Source organism: Enterococcus sp. C76, from assembly GCF_040886985.1.
Lineage (GTDB): Bacteria > Bacillota > Bacilli > Lactobacillales > Enterococcaceae > Enterococcus_B > Enterococcus_B lactis.
Genome location: NZ_JBFOEY010000003.1, coordinates 218,992 through 241,416 on the forward strand (window position 1 = coordinate 218,992; position 22,425 = coordinate 241,416).

The 22,425-nt window shown below is 38.5% G+C and carries 21 protein-coding genes and 1 pseudogene; 11 read left to right on the forward strand and 11 right to left on the reverse strand.

What is annotated here, in order from left to right:
- Positions 1-161: 161 nt before the first annotated feature.
- Both AB3I00_RS05760 and AB3I00_RS05765 read right to left on the reverse strand, forming a co-directional pair.
- Positions 162-677: an LURP-one-related/scramblase family protein gene (locus tag AB3I00_RS05760; RefSeq protein WP_002375323.1), complete on the reverse strand. Its 516-nt coding sequence runs from the start codon at positions 675-677 to the stop codon at positions 162-164.
- A 25-nt stretch (positions 678-702) separates the two neighbouring features.
- Positions 703-1,572 carry a Cof-type HAD-IIB family hydrolase gene (locus AB3I00_RS05765; RefSeq protein ID WP_024635858.1) on the reverse strand — a complete coding sequence of 290 codons (870 nt, stop codon included), beginning with the start codon at positions 1,570-1,572 and terminating at the stop codon, positions 703-705.
- A 125-nt stretch (positions 1,573-1,697) separates the two neighbouring features.
- Between AB3I00_RS05765 and AB3I00_RS05770 the strand changes: the two genes are divergently transcribed.
- The 4 genes from AB3I00_RS05770 to AB3I00_RS05785 all read left to right on the forward strand — a co-directional run bounded on the left by AB3I00_RS05770 (position 1,698) and on the right by AB3I00_RS05785 (position 4,626).
- Positions 1,698-2,378, forward strand: coding sequence for a uracil-DNA glycosylase (locus tag AB3I00_RS05770; RefSeq protein WP_368024912.1), 681 nt, complete (start codon positions 1,698-1,700; stop codon positions 2,376-2,378).
- A gap of 152 nt (positions 2,379-2,530) precedes the next feature.
- Positions 2,531-3,511, forward strand: a complete 981-nt coding sequence (gene pta / locus AB3I00_RS05775) for a phosphate acetyltransferase (protein WP_104764872.1) — start codon at positions 2,531-2,533, stop codon at positions 3,509-3,511.
- Positions 3,512-3,635: 124 nt separating this feature from the next.
- Complete coding sequence (gene tsaE, locus AB3I00_RS05780) at positions 3,636-4,109, forward strand: tRNA (adenosine(37)-N6)-threonylcarbamoyltransferase complex ATPase subunit type 1 TsaE (protein WP_002308391.1); 474 nt, start codon at positions 3,636-3,638, stop codon at positions 4,107-4,109.
- Positions 4,102-4,626 carry a GNAT family N-acetyltransferase gene (locus AB3I00_RS05785; protein WP_104764873.1) on the forward strand — a complete coding sequence of 175 codons (525 nt, stop codon included), beginning with the start codon at positions 4,102-4,104 and terminating at the stop codon, positions 4,624-4,626. Before tsaE ends, AB3I00_RS05785 begins: the two co-directional genes overlap by 8 nt.
- A 494-nt stretch (positions 4,627-5,120) precedes the next feature.
- Here AB3I00_RS05785 and AB3I00_RS05790 read toward each other — a convergent pair whose 3' ends face one another.
- Together AB3I00_RS05790 and AB3I00_RS05795 are read right to left on the reverse strand one after the other, a co-directional pair.
- Complete coding sequence (locus AB3I00_RS05790; RefSeq protein WP_368024913.1) at positions 5,121-5,654, reverse strand: 3'-5' exonuclease; 534 nt, start codon at positions 5,652-5,654, stop codon at positions 5,121-5,123.
- A 616-nt stretch (positions 5,655-6,270) separates the two neighbouring features.
- Complete coding sequence (locus AB3I00_RS05795; RefSeq protein WP_123838250.1) at positions 6,271-7,023, reverse strand: exodeoxyribonuclease III; 753 nt, start codon at positions 7,021-7,023, stop codon at positions 6,271-6,273.
- Positions 7,024-7,135: 112 nt separating this feature from the next.
- On the opposite strand from AB3I00_RS05795, the gene AB3I00_RS05800 reads away from it, so the two are divergent.
- The 5 genes and pseudogenes from AB3I00_RS05800 to AB3I00_RS05820 all read left to right on the forward strand — a co-directional run bounded on the left by AB3I00_RS05800 (position 7,136) and on the right by AB3I00_RS05820 (position 13,806).
- Entirely contained in the window at positions 7,136-8,056 is a 921-nt protein-coding gene (locus tag AB3I00_RS05800) for a Gfo/Idh/MocA family protein (RefSeq protein ID WP_024634976.1), read from the forward strand.
- A gap of 72 nt (positions 8,057-8,128) precedes the next feature.
- Entirely contained in the window at positions 8,129-9,040 is a 912-nt protein-coding gene (murB, locus tag AB3I00_RS05805; RefSeq protein ID WP_368024914.1) for a UDP-N-acetylmuramate dehydrogenase, read from the forward strand.
- A 306-nt stretch (positions 9,041-9,346) separates the two neighbouring features.
- Positions 9,347-10,825: pseudogene (locus tag AB3I00_RS05810) on the forward strand (helix-turn-helix domain-containing protein).
- A 265-nt stretch (positions 10,826-11,090) separates the two neighbouring features.
- Positions 11,091-13,154, forward strand: coding sequence for a bacterial Ig-like domain-containing protein (locus AB3I00_RS05815; RefSeq protein ID WP_368024915.1), 2,064 nt, complete (start codon positions 11,091-11,093; stop codon positions 13,152-13,154).
- 82 nt (positions 13,155-13,236) lie between these two features.
- Positions 13,237-13,806: a GNAT family N-acetyltransferase gene (locus tag AB3I00_RS05820; RefSeq protein ID WP_368024916.1), complete on the forward strand. Its 570-nt coding sequence runs from the start codon at positions 13,237-13,239 to the stop codon at positions 13,804-13,806.
- A 174-nt stretch (positions 13,807-13,980) separates the two neighbouring features.
- Here AB3I00_RS05820 and AB3I00_RS05825 read toward each other — a convergent pair whose 3' ends face one another.
- A complete protein-coding gene (locus AB3I00_RS05825; RefSeq protein WP_002340928.1) occupies positions 13,981-14,787 on the reverse strand; it encodes a hypothetical protein in 807 nt (268 codons plus the stop codon).
- 138 nt (positions 14,788-14,925) lie between these two features.
- Here AB3I00_RS05825 and AB3I00_RS05830 point away from each other — a divergent pair, with 138 nt between their 5' ends.
- Complete coding sequence (locus AB3I00_RS05830) at positions 14,926-16,440, forward strand: flavocytochrome c (protein WP_368024917.1); 1,515 nt, start codon at positions 14,926-14,928, stop codon at positions 16,438-16,440.
- Between the two features lie 528 nt (positions 16,441-16,968).
- Here the strand turns inward: AB3I00_RS05830 and AB3I00_RS05835 are convergent.
- The 6 genes from AB3I00_RS05835 to AB3I00_RS05860 all read right to left on the reverse strand — a co-directional run bounded on the left by AB3I00_RS05835 (position 16,969) and on the right by AB3I00_RS05860 (position 21,609).
- On the reverse strand, positions 16,969-17,952 hold the full coding sequence (locus AB3I00_RS05835; protein WP_024635605.1) for an NAD(P)H-quinone oxidoreductase: 984 nt from the start codon (positions 17,950-17,952) through the stop codon (positions 16,969-16,971).
- Positions 17,953-17,956: 4 nt separating this feature from the next.
- Positions 17,957-18,604, reverse strand: a complete 648-nt coding sequence (locus AB3I00_RS05840) for an NAD(P)-binding oxidoreductase (protein WP_002334895.1) — start codon at positions 18,602-18,604, stop codon at positions 17,957-17,959.
- 84 nt (positions 18,605-18,688) lie between these two features.
- Positions 18,689-19,321, reverse strand: a complete 633-nt coding sequence (locus tag AB3I00_RS05845) for an ECF transporter S component (RefSeq protein ID WP_002308409.1) — start codon at positions 19,319-19,321, stop codon at positions 18,689-18,691.
- A gap of 16 nt (positions 19,322-19,337) precedes the next feature.
- Positions 19,338-19,889: a phosphopantothenoylcysteine decarboxylase gene (coaC, locus tag AB3I00_RS05850; protein WP_368024918.1), complete on the reverse strand. Its 552-nt coding sequence runs from the start codon at positions 19,887-19,889 to the stop codon at positions 19,338-19,340.
- Positions 19,886-20,623: a phosphopantothenate--cysteine ligase gene (locus tag AB3I00_RS05855; protein ID WP_002312164.1), complete on the reverse strand. Its 738-nt coding sequence runs from the start codon at positions 20,621-20,623 to the stop codon at positions 19,886-19,888. Before AB3I00_RS05855 ends, coaC begins: the two co-directional genes overlap by 4 nt.
- Complete coding sequence (locus AB3I00_RS05860; RefSeq protein WP_368024919.1) at positions 20,620-21,609, reverse strand: oxidoreductase; 990 nt, start codon at positions 21,607-21,609, stop codon at positions 20,620-20,622. Before AB3I00_RS05860 ends, AB3I00_RS05855 begins: the two co-directional genes overlap by 4 nt.
- A 268-nt stretch (positions 21,610-21,877) precedes the next feature.
- On the opposite strand from AB3I00_RS05860, the gene AB3I00_RS05865 reads away from it, so the two are divergent.
- Positions 21,878-22,420 (forward strand): helix-turn-helix domain-containing protein, encoded by a 543-nt coding sequence (locus AB3I00_RS05865; RefSeq protein WP_002287040.1) that lies wholly within the window; start codon positions 21,878-21,880, stop codon positions 22,418-22,420.
- The last annotated feature ends 5 nt before the right edge of the window (positions 22,421-22,425 follow it).

The window sequence follows — 22,425 nt, forward strand, 5'->3', positions numbered from 1 at the left end:
CTCTGCTTCGTGGGGAATTTTGGTATTTTCTATTATTGATAAGAAATATTGGGAGTCGTTACTCGATCAAGTAACGACTCCCAATATCGTAGATTCTTCATTTTGACTTAGATGTTGAGGTTGTTTATTGTTAGCTTGCTTTCATGCTGCTTTTATTTTTTCTAATTCACATCAAATCGATAGGATAAAGGCTTTTCTTTGTTTTTGTTCTTTCGGTAAAGCCAGTAATCTAAAACCGCAGCAATACAAATACAAACAGGAGCATCTTCATCATTTGAGATATCCAGTACATAGTAATCTCCTGAAAAAAGCGTAGCTTTATCCATCTTCATGATTTGTTGATTGAAATGATGGATTTGATATTGATGATTATAGATATCACCTTGGACTGTCCAGTGAAGCCTACGAATATAATAAAAATCACCGGGCCAATTGAATATTTTCTGCATGGTTCCCACTTTTTCGAACTCCTTATACAGTTCAAAACGCGTACCGAATGTCAGGCTTATTTGCTTGATGTGGGCAACAAGATCGCCATTCATGGCATAAAGAGACAACGCATCGCCCTTTGTTCCCCAGCGACCAACCATCAAAAACAGGGAATGCCCTTTTTCGTTTTTGACGATTGTCCGAGTTGCACGTCCAAGCTGTTTTTCCTGAATGAAAAATTCTGACATCTATCTCCCTCTTTTCTAGATAAAACTATAAGTCTTCTGCAATCGCGCGCAATATGGCTTTTCCTACGCCAGATTCAAGGTTCGTGTCCGTTGTATATTTGGCATAATCTTTTACTTCGATTTCTGCATTTCCCATTGCAAAACTGACTCCAGCCACTTGCAGCATGCTGACATCATTAAAATTATCACCAATCGTCATGACTTCTTCTAAAGAAATGCCACGCTCATGCGCGACATGGGCAACGGCAATCCCTTTTTGAGCGTTTTTATGGTTCACTTCAATATTGTTTTGACCAGAAGAAGTGACAGCTAAATCACCTAAAAGAGAAATCTGCTTACCAACTGGTCCTAACACGGCAGGTCCTTCCGTATGAAAACAGATGATTTTCAAGACTTCCAGATTCTTTTCTTCCAAAATGGTACGAATACTGTCTACATATGTGATGTGCAACAACTCCAGCTTAGCTGAGGCCATGGCAATCGCCATTTTATACGTAAGGTGAGGTAAATGGGTAGCGACCATGGAAGCAAAGCTTTCGATCCGCTTCGCTTGATTTTCAGAATAAAGACCATCGTTGGTTGCTACTTCATAGTAAATACCGTTAGCGTCTAAAATATCCAAAACAGAGGTTGCTTGATTAGTTGGGATGGATACGGTAAACAAGGAATTTCCTTCTTTATCAAATACTTGTGCCCCGTTCAAAGTGATCATCGCACAATCGATTCCTACTTCATCCAAAGCGGCGCGAGCTTCTTGATAGTTTCGTCCAGTAGCGACCATGAACTCAACGCCGGCATCGTTTGCAAAATGTATCGCTTCGGCATTTTCAGGAGAAACACTCATATGGGCATCTAATAATGTACCATCCATATCTGATGCAATTAATTTGATCATAATGATTATCGTTCCTTTCTGCTTCTTGTTCCTAGTTTACCATATTAATCAAGTGCTGAGGGGGAAGATTGTCCCTTGTGATTGAAGAAAATGTGAGTTATTCTTTTTATTAGGAGGTGGAGGTTTTGAAAGAAATCATTCATAACAGTTGGCAAGAAGTTTTGTCCTCAGAATTTTCAAAAGATTATTATCTGCATCTAAGAGAATTTTTAAAGAAAGAATATGCGACCCAAAAGATCCATCCAGATATGTATCATATCTATGAAGCGTTGGAATTGACTCCTTATGAAGAAGTCAAAGTAGTGATCTTAGGACAAGATCCTTATCATGGAGAAAACCAAGCTCATGGATTATCTTTTTCTGTGCAGCCTGGCGTGAAGATCCCGCCATCTTTAAGAAATATCTACAAAGAGCTTCATGATGATCTTGGTATCGTACCTGTTCAACATGGAAACCTAGTATCATGGGCTAAACAGGGAGTCCTCTTACTCAACACTGTCCTTACTGTTAGGGAAGGGCAAGCATATTCACATCGCGGGAAAGGTTGGGAAAGATTAACAGACACGATCATTGAAAAATTAAATGAACGAGAAAAACCAATCGTGTTTATCTTGTGGGGAAAACCGGCGCAAGAAAAAATCAAAATGATCGATAAGAGCCGGCATATCATCATTACATCTCCACATCCCAGTCCGCTATCTGCAAGCCGTGGCTTTTTCGGTTCCAAACCCTTCTCGAAAACGAATGATGCACTCCTTGCGTTAGGAGAAGAACCGATTAATTGGCAGCTGCCTGAAACAGTGTAATAAAACAGCGCTTTCCTGTTATAGCGCAGTTTGCCATATATGTGAAAAACTTCATTTTTCCGGCATTTTTGACTGATACAGATAAAATAAACTGTTCTTTTTTTATGGAATAGTGTATGATAATACATATAAAAACGTCTGGAGGTCATCTTGTGGAATTGTTTGATAGTTTAAGATTTAAGATTGTTCGCCGTGGGATCAAAATCGTTTTCCCGGAAGCTACTGATGCTCGAATTTTAGGTGCAGCTGCCCGGTTGAAAGCAGAAGAACTGGTGGAACCCATTTTAGTAGGAAACGAAGAAGAAATAAGAAATGCAGCACATGCCAGAGGAATCAAAACATCTAGCTTTACGATCATTAGTCCTGATACTTACGATAAGTGGGGTGAAATGGTAGATGCGTTTGTCGAACGTAGAAATGGAAAGGCATCCAAAGAACAAGCAGAAAAGATTTTAAAAGATGTGAATTACTTTGGCACGATGCTTACGTATATGGGCGTTGCAGACGGCATGGTCTCTGGAGCAATCCATTCGACTGGTGACACTGTTCGTCCAGCACTTCAAATCATCAAAACAAAACCTGGTGTCAGTCGGACAAGTGGTGCGATGATCATGGTACGTGGAAGAGACCAAGAAAAATATGTCTTTTCTGATTGTGCAATCAATGTGAATCCAACTGCACAAGAATTGGCAGAAATCGCTGTAGATTCTGCAAAAACAGCTGAACTGTTCGATATCGAACCAAAAGTGGCGATGATGAGCTTCTCGACAAAAGGTTCAGCGAAATCGCCAGAAGTAGACAAAGTAGTTGAAGCCACTAAAATCGCTAAAAAACTAGCACCGCAATATTTGATCGACGGCGAATTGCAATTTGATGCTTCTTATGTTCCTTCAGTTGCACAACTGAAAGCGCCAGATTCAGAAGTAGCTGGTCAAGCAACAGTCTTTGTATTTCCAGAATTGCAATCAGGAAATATTGGTTATAAAATTGCTCAACGTTTCGGTAACTTTGAAGCAATCGGACCAATCTTGCAAGGTTTGAACAAACCGGTTTCTGATTTGTCTCGTGGAGCAAATGAAGAAGACGTATATAAATTATCGATTATCACAGCAGCACAGACATTGATTGATTAATAAATACACACGGACTAGTCCAAAAACGGCAGCTGCTGTTCTTGACTAGTTCGTTTTTTTCTTTAAAAAAACTTCATTACGCGATATACTGGCAAAAAGAAAGAAGAGCGGGAGAAGATGAAAAATGATTGAACTATCAGGATTAACAATGACAGAACAATTTGCAGAGGCAATTGGTCATTCCGCCATGCCAGGTGATAATCTGATATTGACTGGTGATCTAGGTGCGGGTAAAACAACATTGACGAAAGGTATCGCCCAAGGACTGGGAATAACGCAAATGATCAAAAGTCCGACATACACGATTATTAGAGAATATAATCAAGGCAGGATTCCGTTGTATCACATGGATATTTATCGGGTAGCAGCTAGCGGAGCTGACTTAGGGTTAGATGAATATTTTGAAGGAGATGGACTTTCCGTTGTCGAATGGGGAAATCTATTAGAAGAAGCACTGCCAGAAGATTATTTGGAACTGATTTTAGAAAAAAGTGATACAGATTTAGAAAAGCGTTATGTGAAATTGATCTCATATGGTGAACAAAGTGAAACATTCAAACAGCGAATCCTAGAAAAATGGGTTGAAAACCATGAGTGAAGAAATTGGAATCATCTTGCGGGAAGCAGTGCCAAAAGATGCAAAAGATATTCTTTCGATGATGGAACAAGTCAATAGCGAGACAGAATTTTTAGCTTTAGACGAAGCTGAACTTCTTTTACCCCCAGGAACTTTAGCAGAAGAGTTGGGTTATATGTACGAAAGCAACAATAATTTATTGCTGCTTGCTCTCAATGAGGGGACGATTGTTGGAACAGCATCAGTCAAAGCAGACAGTCAATTTCGTTTATCTCACGTGGGAGAAGTCGGTATCAGTATCCTGCAGGAATATTGGGGGATGGGACTAGGTACTCTTATGCTAGAAGAAATCATCAATTGGGCGAAGGAAATGGGTGTACTTTTTCGATTGGAGCTGGATGTTCAAGTTCGTAATGAAAGAGCCGTACACCTTTACCAGAAAATGGGTTTCCAAATCGAAGCGGTCATGCCTAGAGGGGCAAGAACAGATTTAGGTGAATTTTTAGATGTATATAAAATGAGTTATTTGATTGAATAGAAAAAATAAGAAAAGAGTTAAGAAACTGTCAACCTTTTGGGAAGGCAGAAAAACGCACGAATGGACTGTGACAAAAGTCGTGTCGCAGTCCATTTTTTTGAATAAACGGTGTTCAAAAGCTTGCATCTGCGGTAATAAGCCCAACCAAACGAAAAATAGGAGGAGCTATTTTTGTTTGGCTGTTCTTATTACTTGATGCAGCACAGCTTTTTCACAACCTCTTCCTTAAACGGTGTTCTCCTGCCAACTCCTCGGTCACAAGCCACAACATTCATCAAACATGAGAAGCTGTTTTTTGAACTTGCTCCTTGTGACTCGGAGCTGAACGGCAGGCTCACGACCTCTTGGTAAACGGTGTTCAATCAGCTGACCTTCGGTATTAGCTCAAAAAACGGCAAAATATGAGGAACTATTTTGCCGTTTGTTTCTCTAATACTCAGGTCAAAACGCTGATTTCACAACCTCTTTGTGCGTTTCATAAGTAAATGATTATTTTACTTTATAGTCACGAGTTTTTTCAATGGATCTGTCCCGAATTTTTTTTCTTGATAAAGCAGGATTTCCGCACACGCACGACTATCTTCCAATGCATCATGATGATGATCTAATTGGATGTTCAAATTTTCGCACACAGTGTTCAATCGATGATTTGGAAATTCAGGAAACAAGCGACGACTGCTTTTCACTGTACATAAAGAAAGATAATTAGGCTGTTCGAGATGGTAATAATCTAAACAACCTGCTAAGACCTTTGTATCAAAAGCAGCATTATGTGCAACGATTAAACGATTTTTTTGAAAATATGGCTGGATAGTTTGCCAGACTTCTGGAAATTTCGGCGCATTGCGTACATCTTCTTGATGGATTCCGTGAATTTGGACGTTTCGCCAGAAAAAAGGAGTTTCCGGCTGTATCAATGTATAGAATTCATCGACGATTTGGCTGTTTTTTACCATGACTAGCGCAAGAGAACAAGCGCTATAAGGCTGATGATTGGCAGTTTCAAAATCCATGGCAACAAAATTCATTTCTGTAAAACCTCCTTGGGAAATTACTGTAACATACTTTTGAAAAAAACAAATAGTTTTAACAAAAAACATCGGATTTTTTATGTAGTTTTTGTAGAGAAAAGCTATTTTTTGAACTCATTCCTTGCGACTCGGAGTTAGACGAGAGGATCATGACTTCTGAGTATCAGCTCAGAAAACGGCAAATATGAGGAACTATTTTGCCGTTTTCTTTCTCTAATACTCAGGTCAGGACGCTGATTTCACAACCTCTTGATAAACGGTGTTCTCCTGCCAACTCCTCGGTCACAAGTCACAATATCCAACAAACATGAGAAGCTGTTTTTTGAAATTGCTCCTTGTGCCTCAGAGTGAAACGGCAGGCTCACAACCTCTTGGTAAACGGTGTTCAATCAGCTGACCTTCGGTATTCGCTCAACAAACGGCAAAATATGAGGAACTATTTTGCCCTTTGTTTCTCTAATACTAAGGTCAAACGCTGATTTCACAACCTCTTGGTAAACGGTGTTCAAAAGCCAGTTTCTCGGTATTAAGCCAAATTTATGCAAAAATGGGAAAGCCATTTTCACAAAATTTTTCTTCATACTCGAAACTAAACAGCTTTTTCACAACCTCTTTATTTTAAATCTAATTCTACTGGACAATGGTCACTGCCCATAATGTCCGTATGGATCTTTGCATCAGCCAGTCTTGGCGCTAAATCTTTGCTCGTCAAAAAGTAATCGATCCGCCAACCAGCATTGTTTTTTCTTGAATTGAATCGGTAATTCCACCAAGAGTAAACACCTTCTTGGGTTGGATAAAAATAACGAAATGTGTCGATAAACCCGTTATCCAACAGTCGAGAAAGAGCCGCTCTTTCTTCCGGAGTGAATCCAGCATTTTTTTGATTCGTTTTCCAGTTTTTCAAATCGATCGTTTGATGCGCGACGTTTAGATCCCCGCAAACGATGACTGTTTTTTGTTTCTTTAGATTTTCCAAATAATTATAAAAGGCTTCTTCCCATTCTAATCGGTAATCTAAACGTTTCAATTCACTTTGAGAATTTGGCGTATAACAAGTTACAAGAAAGAAATCGGAATATTCCAAAGTGATCAGACGGCCTTCTGTGTCGTGGATATCGATACCCATTCCGTAAGTGGCATTCAATGCAGGTTCTTTAGCAAAAATGGCTGTACCAGAATAGCCTTTTCGTTCCGCATAATTCCAATATTGATAATAACCAGGAAGATCTAAATCGATCTGTCCTGCTTGGAGCTTTGTTTCCTGCAAACAGAAAAAATCGGCGTCTAACTCATGAAAAACTTCTAAAAAATTTTTATTTACGATGGCACGAAGCCCGTTGACGTTCCAAGAGATAAATTTCAATAAAAGCACACTCCTTCAAATTAAATTCCTTACCTTTGCGATACTATTGTACCTCATTTTAGTAAAAAATGGTGTAAGATGAAAGTAACTAAATGATCCAGGAGGAAAGTCGATGAAGATTGGTGTAATCGGTGTAGGGAATATTGCAGAAAAAGCATATTTACCAACCTATGCGAAAAAACAAGGAACAGTTGATTTTTATTTTGCAACACGAAATAAAGAAACAAAAGAAAGAATCCAAAAAGAATATGGGTTCCAACATCTATATGAAACGATCGATGAGCTCTTAGAAGAAAAAATCGAAGCATGCATGATCCACGCAGCAACAAAAGTACATTATGAGCTAGCAAAAAGATGTCTAGAAAATGGTATCCATGTTTATATTGACAAACCGTTGAGTGTCCATCTAAACGAAGTGCGTGAATTGCAAGAATTGGCTGATAAGAACCAAGTGATCTTGATGGTCGGTTTTAACCGACGCTTTGCTCCTATGGTAGAAGAATTGAAACGTATTCCAGAGAAGCGGCTGATCCAACTGCAAAAAAATCGAATAGCGGCAAAAGAGACGACAGAATTCGTCCTTTATGATTTATTTTTACATCTCATTGATACAGCGGTGTATTTATTGGATGAACCCATTTTGAGAACAAAATATCAGATAAGAGAAACAAAGGAATATTTGGAATATGCCATTTTACAATTAGAAACACAAAATCAAACGGCTATATTAACGATGGATTTGGCAAGTGGTGCTAATACAGAAAAATATCAAGTAACAAGTAAGAATGGTACTTATGAAGTAAGCGACCTGACCCAGCTTGTCATTCAAGATGCTGATGGAAAAAAGGTGAAAGAATTTGGCGACTGGACGAACACGCTAGTCAAACGCGGATTTGAGCCAATGGTAGAGGCCTTCTTATCTCAGGTACGTTCAGGTAAACCGGAAGCAGAACTGCTTAAACAGCAAGAAGTTGTAAGAAGTCATGAATTATGCGAGGAAGTGCTTAAAGAGCACTACCGTCATCAACTTTGAACAAGACTGGCAAGATTGTATTAAGCGTGATAGAATAATGGGGACGTTTGAGAAAAGAAAGGAAAATCCTCAGTGAATAAAGAAGAAATAGTTGAAAGCTTAGCCACGATCACTTTATTGTTTGATGAACCATTGATGAACTATACGTTTACGAAAACAGGCGGACCAGCTGATGTCCTTGCATTCCCGAAAAAGCAAGAAGAAGTAAAGCAAATCATCGATTATTGCCGAATCCATGATATACCTTGGATGGTACTAGGAAACGCAAGCAATCTGATCGTTCAAGATGGCGGAATCCGCGGTGTAGTCATCATGCTGACTGAAATGAAACAGATTCATGTCAAAGGAACGATGGTCATTGCGGAAGCAGGTGCCTCACTGATTGATACGACTTATGCAGCTTTGGCCGAATCATTGACTGGATTTGAATTTGCTTGCGGCATCCCTGGAAGTGTCGGTGGAGCGGTTTATATGAATGCAGGTGCGTATGGCGGAGAGATCAAAGATGTTTTTGCTGAAGTGGATCTTTTGCTTGAAGATGGAACATTGAAAACTTTGACAAAAGAAGAAATGGTATTTTCTTATCGTCACAGTAAAGTCCAAGAACTACGTGCTATCGTATTGGAAGCTCGATTCAGTTTGCAAACAGGGGATTATGAAGCAATCAAAGCACGAATGGATGAGTTGACAGAATTGCGTCAATCAAAACAGCCATTAGAGTACCCTTCATGCGGCAGTGTCTTTAAGCGCCCAGTAGGACATTATACGGGTCAGCTGATCCAGCAAGCAGGATTGCAAGGTCTGAAATGGGGCGGTGCACAAATCTCTGAAAAACATGCTGGATTCATCGTCAATATCGATCATGCGACAGCGACAGATTATATTGAATTGATTGCGCACATCCAAGAAGTAATCAAAGAAAAATTTGATGTGTCTTTAGAAACAGAAGTGCGGATCATTGGAGAGAAACAAGCAGAAGTTTAGCGAATTAATAAGTAATTGCACTTAAAATAAGTAAAAGAGCAGGACGGTGGACGCCCTGCTCTTTTTTGTGGTTGTTTACGCAAATGGTGCAAATCTTGTACATTTTAACACAATAAAACAAAAAATATAGAATATTTTCCCGTAAATTTTTCCATTTTTTGCAATATTCTCAAAAAAAAGATAAAAAATGAGAATAACTGATGAAAAAACAGGTGTAATCCATCATAAAATCAGTATAGGTGAAAAGATGAACTTTCATCTGCATATCAAGTGATTGGTATGAGGCATTTTTTTGAGGTGTAGGATATGAAGTTGGATTACCTTATCGAAGAGGAAGATAGAGAAAAACTGCTGTTAGCCAGATATTTAGAATTTGAGAAAAAGAATTACGTCGTGTTGTCTAAGTTATATGAAACATTAGGTTTATCTAAATTTAAAACAAGAAATTATATCATAGAATTAAATAAAGAATTTTCTGAATTCAAATCAAAGCCAGAGATCCAAATCTCAGAAGAAGGAGAGATTCATGTTGAACGGCTAAATTTGACGGATATCAAAAATTTAAGAAGAATCTACTTTCAACGATCAAAAATTGCTCGACTGTTAACGGAGATCGTGGATTCAAAAGTAACAATTGAAAAATTTGCAGAGAACCATTTTTTAAGCATATCAAGAGCTTATGTAAAAAGAAGAGAATTAGTCTCTTTTCTTGAACAGCATCAAATAAAGTTAAAGAAAAACATATTAGTTGGGGAAGAAATAAACATACGGAACGTATTATTTGGGGTATATTTTGGGGTCTTTAATGGTTTTTCTATGCCATTTAGAGAAAGCGTCATGAATGAAGCAAAAAGTATCGTGCAATATTTTGAATATCTGTTCAATTTAAAGTTGTCTGCCACAAAGCGAATCAAATTCAATTTGCTAACTACTGTTAGTTTGTTGAGGATTTATGGAAATCAACCAATAGGAAAACGTTTCTTTTCAGATGAATACTTTAAGAGCTCATAAGGAATGAAGATTATTAAGGATTTATCGCATATTTCTTTTCTACATATCCCTAAAGAGCAGATTATTGATGAGATTTCTTATATCATGTTATTTTTGATTACGGAAGAAGAATTTGAATTAGATGGTGCGTTTGGACTTGCGGAAGCTCATTTCCATGATATCCATATGATTAGTCAAAAAATGTCAGTGGAATTGATTGATCAATTACCATTTTCAACTGAAGTTTCTGAAGAAGAAAGACTCCATATACGAAAAGAACTTCGTATGGGGATGATGCATGTCAATCGGAAAAATTGGATATTCGACTTTGAGATGACTAGTTTTACGTCTAAAAAGCAGTTGCAGTTTTTCTTCGAAACGTATCCAATATTCAGTACAGCGATCCAAAATGTCATACAAGATAATAAACGCTATTTCTTGGAAAAAGATGAACGTTTCATGATTCGCTTATTTTATGATTATCTTTTTTTATTGGTCGGTATTTGTCCAGTCTCTTATTTTGAATCACCAATCTATGTCTGTATTGATTTTTCTCAAGGATCTGCCTATACCGATTATATTATTTCTCAAGTGAAGGGATTTAAAAATTACAATATTGTGATTGAAAATCGAATCACTTCCCGTACGGATATTTATTTATCTGATTGTTTGCTTGAAAAATTCAACAAAGAGCAGATAATATGGAAAAATCCGCCGACTCCAGATGACTGGGAATATTTTGGGAATATCATTATCAGAGAAAAAAATAGACATTTAACTGAAAAAATCAGCTAATATTTATGGATGACAGCTTTGTCTCACCTATTTATTAGCTGATTTATGTGTTTTTTCAAAGAAAAGATGACTAGATCTCGAGAGATATTGCTTGACAAAATTAAAAAGTACATAAGTTATTATTCCGATTTTCTTGAAACAATAAAAAATCAAGAAAAATACTGTCCCAATTGACCATCTTTTTTTGATTTTATCTATATAATAAAATCATCTTATGAAAATTACTACTTCATGCCGAGGCAAGAGTAGGGAGGACTAAGAATAAATGTGTTCAAAAAGACAACCTAAAAAACTAAATAAACACGCTTGCCGTTTAGACAAAGAACGATCGTGTTCTGAAAACCGCTACGTCAAATTTGTGATGCGTACGATGCTGATCAGCTTATCTGTAGGTGTCTATATGAATGTACCCATTCAGGCAACGGCACAAACCATCAAGATCGTACGTACATCTGTCTCTGAGACGACTGATTCCCCTATTACTATTACCCATACTTTCACTGATGTAAGTGGAACACAGCTACTTCCTTCTTTGAATTCCTATAATAAAGTCAGTTATCCTCCAACGATAAACCACTATTGGTTAATTCCTAACAAAACATTATGGACATCAGAAACTGGAAGCAGCGTGCCGCTTTCTGTCTTTTCCGGTATGACTGATCCAACAAAAGGGGATCAGCTAAAACAGATCATTGATAGTTTAAATCATGCTTTGACAGGTGTGAAGGACGGTGGAAGTGCACAAGTCTCTTATGTATATGGAAAAGATTATTCACAGTTCGAAGGAAAGGAAATCGACGTTCTGGCAGGGACAAAAATTTCGATATCGAATCTGGTAGAAAGCTTGAGGAATGCAGATGGAACACAAGGAGATATGTCCAAAGTAATTTCAAACAATGGGAATATCATAGACACGACCAATACAGGTGTATCTACTATTGACTTGTCATATTTTGATCCAATTGCTTTAAAAACAATGACTGCATCTGCTGTGATTCATGTTCATGCTGATCAAACAGCTATCAAAGGTAAAGATCTTCATCTAATAACAGGAGAGAATTACGACCCTAAAGCTCTTATCGAATATGTAACAAAAAGCGATGGAACTTCAGGGAATAAAGAAGAAATCAAAATGAGCGGGACAGTAGATCCTACCACACCGGGAGAATATCCCGTCGTATTAACTTATGTAGACCCTCTTACATCAAAAGCGGTGGAAACAACAGCTGTCGTTTATGTAGAAGCACCTGCTGCTTCATCGACTGTCATCACTCATTTTATTGATCGTCAAACGAATAAAGAACTGCAAGCAGAAACACGCATAAGTAGTGTAGAACTTATTCCAGATTTACAACTCCCTGCTGAATTTTCTGATCGAGTGCCAAATGTAGATTTGTCGACTTATGAACAAGACGGAAAAGTCACTTATATTTCTGACTGGATGCAAGCAAACGGATTAGACAGAAATAGTAACTGGTCGGTGATCCTTGAAGCCCTTCACTCAGAACTGATGAATAATAGAAAGCAATCAGGAGAGGAAATTACCTTCACTTATGTTTATGTACCGGATAATAGTTCATTAGAAGGTCACGTTGTTATCGCTCAGCCAAATGAAAAAATAAGTAAAGAAGAGTTGATCCAATCCGCAACAAACTCCTTAGGTAAACCCGTACCGTTAAAAGATGTAGCGGTTATAATCAACGGAGAACCATTGGAGGATGGTTATTTGACCAAACAAACAGGCGATTTTACGATTATGTATAGTTATCATGATCCGTATTCACTCCAAGAACTCCACGCTCAGTCGCTATTACATGTTTTACCATTAAATAAACAGATAAACCAAAAAGAACAAAAAAAACAAGAAGAAAGCTTGTCAGAAAAAAAACAACAAATGGCTCCTACAGTTTCTCCAACAGGGGAAGTAAAACAAACAAGAAGCCTAGAACCAGCAAGAATATCTATAAAAAGTTCAGAATCTAACAAAACGATAAGGCAAGAAGATCGTTTGATCCCACAAGTTTCTGAATCGGAAAATGAAATGTTAGAGTCTAACATAGAACAACAATTAGAAAAAGAAATTGTTGCTAAACAGCCGGAAGATCAAAATGAATCAGAGAACCACAAGGAAACGAAGAAAAAACGCTTGTCAACTATTGATTCCACCGATGAGCATCTGCAGCCGCAAGTACCACTTCCTAGTCCGGGAACACCCGCACCTGGTGGAGGTGTCCCTTCTTCTTCCGCTTTAGGAGATGTCATGCGAGGTATGGCAGGAACATGGGTATACGCTAATCGAAATGAATTTGACGCAGATGACTGGTTCTGATTCATTCCCCTATCTGTTATAGTCAAATAAGTAGCTGAGTTATCTGTTATTTGGCATAATGGATACGAGGAGGGATAGAAAAATGTTAGATAAAACGTTGCCTTACGCAGAAATATGGATGACAAGACCACTTCAACTGCCTGTGCCAATGACACCTTTAGCGGAAGGGTTTGAATTTCGAACCTATCAAAAAGGGGACGAATCTGCTTGGTCAGAGATTGAAACTTCCGTTGGGGAATTTCAAACGACAGATGAAGCACTTGAGTATTTTCAAAAAAACTTTGCTCCTTATCCTGAAGAACTTGAAAGAAGGATGTTTTTTGTAGAGACAAAAAATGGAGAAAAAGTAGCAACCTGTACCGCTTGGCGAAAGAAATCAAGAGAGCGAGTGTATCCGGTTTTTCATTGGTTGGCAGTTAAACCAGTTTACCAAGGAAAAGGGCTCGCAAAAGCATTGACTGCTAAAGTCTTACAAGAATTTTCTACTCTCCATACGGATGGACCAATCTATCTTCACACCCAGACATGGAGCCATCAGGCGATTGCTCTTTATAAAAAAATGGGTTTTTCTTTTATTGCTGAAAATCTAGATGGCACACCTAATCCAGACTATGAAAAAGTTATGCAGGTTTTAAGTAAATTAGATAAATAAAAAAATGGTGAAATCAGCTCACAATATTAGAAGAAAAACGGAAAAGTAGTTCTTTCTATCTTACTGTTTTTGAATTCATCCTGTTGGCTAGCTGATGATACGCTATTTATTCGAAAAAGAAGAGGTCGTGACAAAAGTCTTGTCACTGCCTCTTCTCTTATTTCTTTAGTATGTTTATCGTTTGATTTTCTTGGGAATAAAATTCTTGATGAAAGTAAATTTTTGGTAATCATTTCGACTATAAAGGTAACCAAATATACTGAAAACGACTGCTCCAATAAAATTAACAAATAAATCCTTCATAGTATCCATGATTCCCACATCTAAATAACCATTTTGGATGATTATTTTATCTGTTTTACCGTCTGCATTCTGACTTTCAATGATTGTCCGAGTGATATCAGGAACATGATAGACAGTGTTTCCGTCTTTGCTTAACTCCACACTATTGATTTGCTGGACGATCGTATCTTTTTGCATATCGAATTGTAGCAATTTATCTGCTGAAAATTCAACAAACTCCCACATAACACCAACTGTCATCGAAAAACAAAAGGAAACGACTGCTAATAACAAAGGAGTCAAGTTCATCGTTTTTGTATTTTTATTGAGCAAATAAACAAGTGAAAAACCGACACCCCCAGCTAAAAATCCGCTGAATGCATGTAGAAAAGTATCCCACATTGAAAAATAGCCATAAAAATCGCTTAATTCTCCTAAAACCGTTGAACTGAAAATAAAAGATAACAATATGATTTCTAACATATTTGGAATCTGTATCTTTAATATCTTTTCCAGGAAATAAGGAATTTCAAATAAAATCAGTGTCAATAATAAAAGCATCGTATTTCCCCAATGTTGGTTCCAAATCTGATCAGCCAACATAATAACAACGATGATACGTAATAAAATATAGATTCCATTTGTGATTCTGCCAGCAGTTTTTGTACTGTTCGTAAAAAAGGTTTTCAAATGATTCATAAAATAACTCCTTCATGTATATCCTTAATTATACTAAGAAGCGTGCGATTACCAAAACTATATGTCTTAAAGAAAAACAGAGTTGATATTGTGAAAAAAATCACTTAATATAAGCATAAGGAGAAAAGGGGGATAAATATGAAAAAATTAGTTGTTGGTTTATTAACGGCGGTTTCGCTTCTTGCCATGAGTGCATGTGGCGCAGATCAGAAAAATACAGCACAGACAAGTTCTAGTACGAAGGAATCTGCCGAAGTGTCATCAGGTGCTTCTGAACAAGCATATACTGATCCAAAAGAAATGAAAGAATCTTATGATATCGTAATCGTGGGAGCTGGCGGTGCAGGGATGGCAGCCGCTATCGAAGCAAAAGATGCTGGCTTGAACCCAGTGATTTTCGAAAAGATGCCTGTTGCCGGAGGAAATACGTCTAAATCATCAAGCGGAATGAACGCTTCTGAAACCAAATTCCAAAAAGAAGAGGGAATCGAAGACTCAAATGAGGCATTCTATGAAGAAACGCTAAAAGGTGGCGGAGGAACAAATGATAAAGAAATGCTTCGTTACTTTGTCGATCACTCTGCTGATGCAATCGATTGGTTGGATCAAAATGGGATCAAACTAGATAATTTAACGATCACTGGAGGGATGAGCGAGAAGAGGACGCATCGTCCGTCTGATGGCTCGGCTATCGGTGGATATTTAGTGGATGGATTATTGAACAGCGTCCATGAGCGAAAAATACCGATTTTTGTCAACACAGATGTGACAGACATTAAGAAAAATGGCGAAACAGTCAATGAAGTGACTGTACATGTCCAAGGAGAAGAACCAAAAGAGATCACCGGTAAAGCAATCGTCGTCACTACAGGCGGTTTTGGTGCTAGCAAAGAATTTATTGAAAGATATCGTCCCGATTTAGCTGATTATATTACGACAAATCAAGAAGGATCAACTGGAGATGGTATTACCATGATCGAAAACTTAGGCGGACAAACCGTTGACATGGATAAAATACAAATCCATCCAACCGTGCAACAGGATGAGGGAATCTTGATCGGTGAAGTGGTTCGCGGAGAAGGAGCAATCTTGGTAAATCAAGAAGGCAAAAGATTTGTGAATGAAATGGATACAAGGGATAAAGTATCTGCAGCCATCACAGCGTTGCCTGAAAAATCAGCGTATTTGATTTTTGATCAAGGCGTGCGTGATCGTGCCACTGCTATTGAATTTTATGACCAAAAAGGATATGTCACAACTGGAAAAACAATGGAAGAATTAGCAGAAAAAATTGATTTGCCAAAAGAAACATTAGCAAAAACAATTGATGGATGGAATGCGGATGTTGCGGAGAAAAAAGATGCTCAATTCAATCGTGCCACAGCCATGGAACATGATCTATCGTCTCCAAATTATTATGCAATCAAAATCGCGCCAGGGATCCATTATACGATGGGTGGTGTGAAAATCAATACGAATACCGAAGTATTGGATAAAGAAAATCAGCCAATCAGCGGGTTGTATGCTGCCGGAGAAGTCACAGGTGGCTTACATGGAGACAATCGGATCGGTGGAAACTCAGTTGCAGAAATCATTATTTTTGGGCGACAAGCGGGCATACAAGCAGCTCGGTTTGCTTCGCAAAATGAATGAAATAGAACGTAAATAAAAAGAGGTTGTGAAATCAGCGTTTTGACCTGAGTATTAGAGAAACAAACGAAAAAATAGTTCCACATATTTTGCCGTTTGTTGAGCGAATACCGAGGGTCAGCTGATTGAACACCGTTTAAGAAAGAGGTCGTGAGCCTGCCGTTCGGCTCCGAGTCACAAGGAACAATTTCAAAAAACAGCTCCTCATGTTTATTGAATATTGTGACTTGTGACCGAGGAGTTGGCAGTAGAACACCGTTTAGTGAAGAGGTTGTGAAAAAGCTGCCCTGCATCAAGTAATAAGAACAGCCAAGTAAAAATAGCTTCTTATGTTTTTGACTTGGTTGGACTTATTACCGCAGATGCAAGCTTTTGAACACCGTTTGTTCGGAAAAAGAGCGTGGGACAAAAGTAAAGAACACTTTTGTCCCACGCTCTAAACACGTATAAACGGCGGAAGCAGAAGCAACTCCTTCTTATTTCTTGGAGTTAAACGCTTCTGTCCCAGTCTCTTTTTTGATCAGCATGGTTTTATTCAGTTATCTTCAAAATGATTTTTCCGATGTTTTTGTTTGCTTCCATATATTCATGCGCTTGTTTGACTTCGCTGAATTGGAATGTACGGTCAATGATTGGCCGAATCTTGCCACTTTCTAGAAAAGGCCCCGCTTTTTCCATAAAAGTTTGTGCGAGCTCTGCTTTATACTGATCACTTCTAGGTGTCAATAATGTACCAAGAAGTTGGACACGTTTCCCAATCAATACACCAAGGTCTATCTCAGGCACAATGGTTCCGCCAAGCATACCAATCAAGACCCAGCGACCATCAACGGCTATAGAAGCTAAATTCTTTTCCCAGTAAGAAGCGCCGATGAAATCCAAGATAACATCGACTCCTCGACCATCAGTGATTTTTCTTACCTCTTCTTGAAAATCTTGTTTTTTATAGTTGATCAATTCATCTGCACCAAGTTCTTTACAAAAGGCGAGCTTTTCTTCTGATCCTGCAGTAACGATGATTTTCGCGTGAGAAAGTTGTCTAGCTAATTGGATCGCTGCTGTTCCAACACCACTTGCTCCTGCGTGGATCAAAACAGTTTCGCCTTCTTGTAATTTTCCAAGCCAATAAAGTGTTTGATAAGCAGTCAGAAAAACTTCTGAGATTCCAGCAGCAGAAACATAATCTAACGTATCAGGGAGAAGGATTGCTCGATCGGCAGGCATCACAGCATATTCAGCATAACCACCTAGATTGACTAATCCGTACACTTTTGTCCCAGGAGTAAAAGTGGAGATATCACTTTTATTCTCAACTACCTCTCCAGCTACTTCGACACCCAAAATAGGGTAGGGAGGTTTTAAAGAGACTGATTCTCTTTTCATGATATCTGTTCGATTGACCGCTGCTGTATGGACTTTTATCAATAATTCGCCTTGTTTTGGTTCAGGAACAGGCACTTCTATTTGTTCTAATACATCTACAGAACCAGGATGCTTGATTGAAATGGCACGCATGGATCTATTCCTCCTTTGCCCATTCTTGGAATGCTGTATTCAACTCTTTGCTACCTTCAGAAAGTACTAGAGTCGTACGGGAAATATCCGTTTCTTCCACAAGAGCGGCAAGTACAGCAGCAACTGTAGAACGAGAAATCGTTTTGGCTGCTTTTTCATTAGGCTTAGTCAATTGAATGGAGGTGACTTCTTCATCGTTCGTCAATGTGACTGGTTGAAGAATGACAAAATCTAAGTTAGTTCGTTTCAGCCATTCATCTGCATAATGTTTAGTAATATAATAATCTGTCATGGACTCAGGCCATTTTGCTGGTTCATCTGCATAAACAGCACTGACCATCAGATAACGAGAGACATGCGCATTTTCAGCTGCGATAACTGTTTTGATTGCACCATCCAAGTCTACTTGCAGAAGATTCTTTCCTTGAGAACCGGCAGCAAAAATCAATACATCGATACCTTTGAATGCTTCAGCCATTTTTTCCACGGACCAAGTCAAATCAAAAGAGACATACGAAACATTCTCTTTTTTCACTAATGTCTGGGAAGCGACATCTCTTACCCCAGCAAAAATTTCGTGGGGACTTGAAGCTAGATCTTTTATCAGGTGTCGGCCAATCTGTCCGTTTGCACCTACAACAAAAATTTTCATTTGGATCATCCTTTCGACGTCAAATCTTACTATTTAATAGTAACACCAAAAGAGAAAAAAATCAGACATCGGCTACGATGACTATCAGTGATGAAGAGAAGGGCGCTTGAAGTATCTTAACAAGACATTGCATACTGCTGCAGTCGCAAGACCAGCGACGATTCCTTCAGGTACGCCACTTGTAAAAATAACTGCAAGAATAGCTGAATAAACAGCATTTAAATTTGTCCCGATGACTTTGGCGTAATCTTGCTGGAATAAAAAGTAGATCATATTCATCACTAAAATCGTATTGGTCAATGAGCCGGCAAGTCCTGCTAAGAATAAAGAGACGGTATCTGCTTTTTGTTTCATCAGTTTGCGCAGACCATTATAAACGAAATAAGGAACAACACCAATCAAGATCCGAGGGATAAACGCGATCAACAAGGCTTTCCAGCTTCCATGTTCAGTTCCGATGACTGGGATGAACGGAGAAAAGACAAAAGACAAAGGTGTTTGGATAACCGTACTTCGAATCATACTGATCAGTCCAAATGTACCGCCAAGAAAAGCACCTAGTCTTGGTCCTAAAACGATCGAAGCAATGATTACAGGTATATGCATGGTTGTTGCATTTATTGGGCCAATAGGAATAAACCCTAGAGGCGTAACAGCTAATAAAATCAAAATAGCTAAAAACATCGCAGTCAAAGTAAAATTTTTTGTATTTTTCATAAGTACTCCTTTTTCACTAAGCATTTCTTTCGTTAAGAGTCAGCATGACCTGTTCGATGATCGTCTGAATATCAGCTAAGGCACCTTTTCCAAAATCTCCGCAAGCTAAAAGAGATTCTTTTGGTTCGATTTCCTGATAGCCGACAGATCTCAATGTTTCCAGATTACGCTGAGTGATCGGGTTTTGATACATATTCGTGTTCATGGCAGGGGCAATCAGTTTTGGTGTTCCCGCCGGAAGCGCCATTGCGACTGTTGAAAGGAGATCGTCTGCAATGCCGTTTGCTAGCTTGCCGACAATGTTCGCCGTAGCAGGGGCGATGAGAAACAAGTCAGCTTGTTTGGCTAGTTCGATATGATTGATCACCTGTGGATTTGATTCTTGCATGACATCTGTATGGACTGCTCGCTTCGACAGAGATTGCAAGGTTAATGGCGTGATAAAATGTGTGCTATTTTTAGACATAATCACATCTACTTGGACACCTAATTTGACAAATTGACTTGTAAGATCGGCGCTTTTGTAAGCAGAAATACTTCCGGTAACGCCTAATAAGATCTTTTTCATTTTGATTCCTCCAATCTAATTTTTTCAGTAATCAATGCAGCAATCTCTGATTTACTTTGTGCTTCTTCCACTGTCCCATCTTTAGATAAGAGATAGCCGTGGTGTGTCTCGCCATGGATTTCTGTCAAATCATTTGCGAAAATAAAATCAGTTTTGTTATTTATCAGACTGTTTTTGGCGACTGTAAGAAGTGATTCCTTTGGTACATCTACTAATAGTTTGAAACCAATGATTTTCGCTTTCGGCTGCCATTCACGCAGATAAGAAATGATTTTTGGCGTTTTCTTCAAAACGAGCACAAGATGCTCAGTGTCAGAAGAGATTTTTGAAGCAGAGTTCTTTGTTTGTTCATTTTCTGCAAACCAATTGGCCAGTTCTTCTTGCGTTGAAGAAGCGGGTAGTTTTTTTGCCAACTGTTCTTCTGAAAAACTAAAAGCAGGAGTAAAATCACTGACTGCCATACTGTGGATAATTGCATCATAGTGTTCTTCTCTTGTGAGTACTTCTAATTGCAAAAACAAGTCTTGGGCAGACTCAATCGTATAGATCGTTATATTGGAACGTCTTTCCGGTTTCAGTGCTTGTCTCGTAGTCACGTAATCGACTGTGGTATCTGGGTTGGCAGCTAAGTGATCAGCTAAAGCTTGTCCTAATCGTCCTGTCGAATGATTCGTAATAGCACGTACCTGATCGATTTTTTCAGTTGTCCCTCCAGCTGTGATCAGAACCTTCATTTTTGGTCACCTACATTTACCAGTGTTCTTCCTTGATGTGTCCCAGCAAGTAGTTTAGTTGCTGTTTCAGGCAACTGCTCCAGAGTAACTTCTTGGGCAACTAAGTCATCTGCTATCTGCAAATCTGCCATCTGTTGCCATAAAGAAGGACGTTGTTCAATAGGTACATTGACAGAATCGATGCCAATCAATTGGATGTTTCGCAGAATAAAAGGCAAAACGGTCGTGTTTAGTTTGATTCCCCCTGCATTGCCACATAAAGCTGCTACACCGTTATAAGAGATCAATGGAAGAAGACTACTTAGTTGCTCACCACCTACTGTGTCGATGACAGCATCGATTTGCTGTTTTCCTAAAGCTTTTGTTGTTTCTGGCAGAAATTCATCAGGTCGTACGACTTGAGAAGCACCTAGACTTTTTAGCCATGTGACAGACTCTTCTTTTCTGGAAAAAGCAATGATTGACTGGAATCCGAGTTTATGTAACAGGGCGACAGCTACACTGCCTACACCGCCAGAAGCACCAGTAACGACAATTTTTTTATTAGAGGTTATGCCTTGACGGATTAAAGCGTTCACACACAACATAGCAGTAAACCCTGCTGTACCAAAAATCATCGCTTGACGCAGTGTCATATTTTTCGGTAGAGGGACTAACCAGTCTCCTGGTACTTTTTGGTATTGGCTGTAACCGCCTGGATAGGTGACACCAAGCCCAAAACCAGTAGCAAGTACAAGATCTCCTTCTGAAAAACGTGAATCTTTACTTTGGATGACAGTTCCGGATAAATCAATCCCTGGAGTCATCGGATAGGTTCGTATCACCTGACCAGACTCGCTCATTGCCAATGCATCTTTATAATTGACATCAGAATAGGCAATTTTTACCAAGACTTCATTTTCAGCCAATTCAGTAAATGGCAGATCACTGATTGCTGTATGGAAAACAGGTTCATTTATTACCTGAAAAGATCGAAAAGCGTTCATTCGTGAGACACTCCTTTTAAAAATTTTCTTTTATCATACCACAAAGCCTACTTTTTTATTCTGGTTCTTCCTTAAATTTAGACAAAAATTAGGTGAAAGAGGCAGAAAAAAGAAAGAATCGAATAAGTAGAAATGATTCGAAAAGATAAAGAAATATTCAGCAAAAAAAATGTTAAAAAGGGTTGCCTTTTGCAATAAAATTCGTATACTAATACGAGTGGTAGTAAACCAGAAGTTTACTATTAGAAAACTTCATACGGAGGAAATTATGGAAATTGGTGAGAAGTTAAGAAATTTGCGCATCCAAAAGAATTTGACACAAGAAGAACTAGGCGAACGCACAGATTTGTCAAAAGGGTATATTTCCCAGTTGGAACGAGATTTAAGTTCACCATCAATGGAAACATTCTTTTCTATTCTTGAAGTCTTAGGTGTCACTCCAGAAGAATTTTTTCATCAAGAAGCAGCGAATCTGCAAGTGGTTTATTCAAAAGAAGATCATACGGTTTATTTCGATGAAGAAAACGGGTATGAATTGGAATGGCTAGTGGCTGATTCGAATGAAAAAGAAATGGAGCCTGTTTTACTAACTTTTGAAGGTGCAGGAGAATATAAGACGTTTGAACCTTCATTATCTGAAACGTTTATTTTTGTATTAGAAGGGGAATTAGAGTTAAGCTTAGGAGAGACGGTCTATGTGGCAAAAGCAGGACAGTCGATCTATTATCAAGCGACAAAACAACATCAATTAAGGAATCATCTCAAAAAACGAACAAAAGTATTGATTGTCGCGACACAATCATATTTGTAATATAG

Bases quoted from the DNA above. Each gene is read 5' to 3' on its own strand.
- AB3I00_RS05865 (WP_002287040.1), top strand. From the start codon at position 21,878: ATGGAAATTGGTGAGAAGTTAAGAAATTTGCGCATCCAAAAGAATTTG.
- coaC (WP_368024918.1), bottom strand. From the start codon at position 19,889: ATGAAAAAGATCTTATTAGGCGTTACCGGAAGTATTTCTGCTTACAAA.
- AB3I00_RS05815 (WP_368024915.1), top strand. From the start codon at position 11,091: ATGTGTTCAAAAAGACAACCTAAAAAACTAAATAAACACGCTTGCCGT.
- AB3I00_RS05800 (WP_024634976.1), top strand. From the start codon at position 7,136: ATGAAGATTGGTGTAATCGGTGTAGGGAATATTGCAGAAAAAGCATAT.
- AB3I00_RS05845 (WP_002308409.1), bottom strand. From the start codon at position 19,321: ATGAAAAATACAAAAAATTTTACTTTGACTGCGATGTTTTTAGCTATT.
- AB3I00_RS05760 (WP_002375323.1), bottom strand. From the start codon at position 677: ATGTCAGAATTTTTCATTCAGGAAAAACAGCTTGGACGTGCAACTCGG.
- AB3I00_RS05785 (WP_104764873.1), top strand. From the start codon at position 4,102: ATGAGTGAAGAAATTGGAATCATCTTGCGGGAAGCAGTGCCAAAAGAT.
- AB3I00_RS05765 (WP_024635858.1), bottom strand. From the start codon at position 1,572: ATGATCAAATTAATTGCATCAGATATGGATGGTACATTATTAGATGCC.
- AB3I00_RS05840 (WP_002334895.1), bottom strand. From the start codon at position 18,604: ATGAAAATTTTTGTTGTAGGTGCAAACGGACAGATTGGCCGACACCTG.
- AB3I00_RS05830 (WP_368024917.1), top strand. From the start codon at position 14,926: ATGAAAAAATTAGTTGTTGGTTTATTAACGGCGGTTTCGCTTCTTGCC.
- tsaE (WP_002308391.1), top strand. From the start codon at position 3,636: ATGATTGAACTATCAGGATTAACAATGACAGAACAATTTGCAGAGGCA.
- AB3I00_RS05860 (WP_368024919.1), bottom strand. From the start codon at position 21,609: ATGAACGCTTTTCGATCTTTTCAGGTAATAAATGAACCTGTTTTCCAT.
- AB3I00_RS05835 (WP_024635605.1), bottom strand. From the start codon at position 17,952: ATGCGTGCCATTTCAATCAAGCATCCTGGTTCTGTAGATGTATTAGAA.
- AB3I00_RS05790 (WP_368024913.1), bottom strand. From the start codon at position 5,654: ATGAATTTTGTTGCCATGGATTTTGAAACTGCCAATCATCAGCCTTAT.
- AB3I00_RS05820 (WP_368024916.1), top strand. From the start codon at position 13,237: ATGTTAGATAAAACGTTGCCTTACGCAGAAATATGGATGACAAGACCA.
- AB3I00_RS05825 (WP_002340928.1), bottom strand. From the start codon at position 14,787: ATGAATCATTTGAAAACCTTTTTTACGAACAGTACAAAAACTGCTGGC.
- AB3I00_RS05855 (WP_002312164.1), bottom strand. From the start codon at position 20,623: ATGAAGGTTCTGATCACAGCTGGAGGGACAACTGAAAAAATCGATCAG.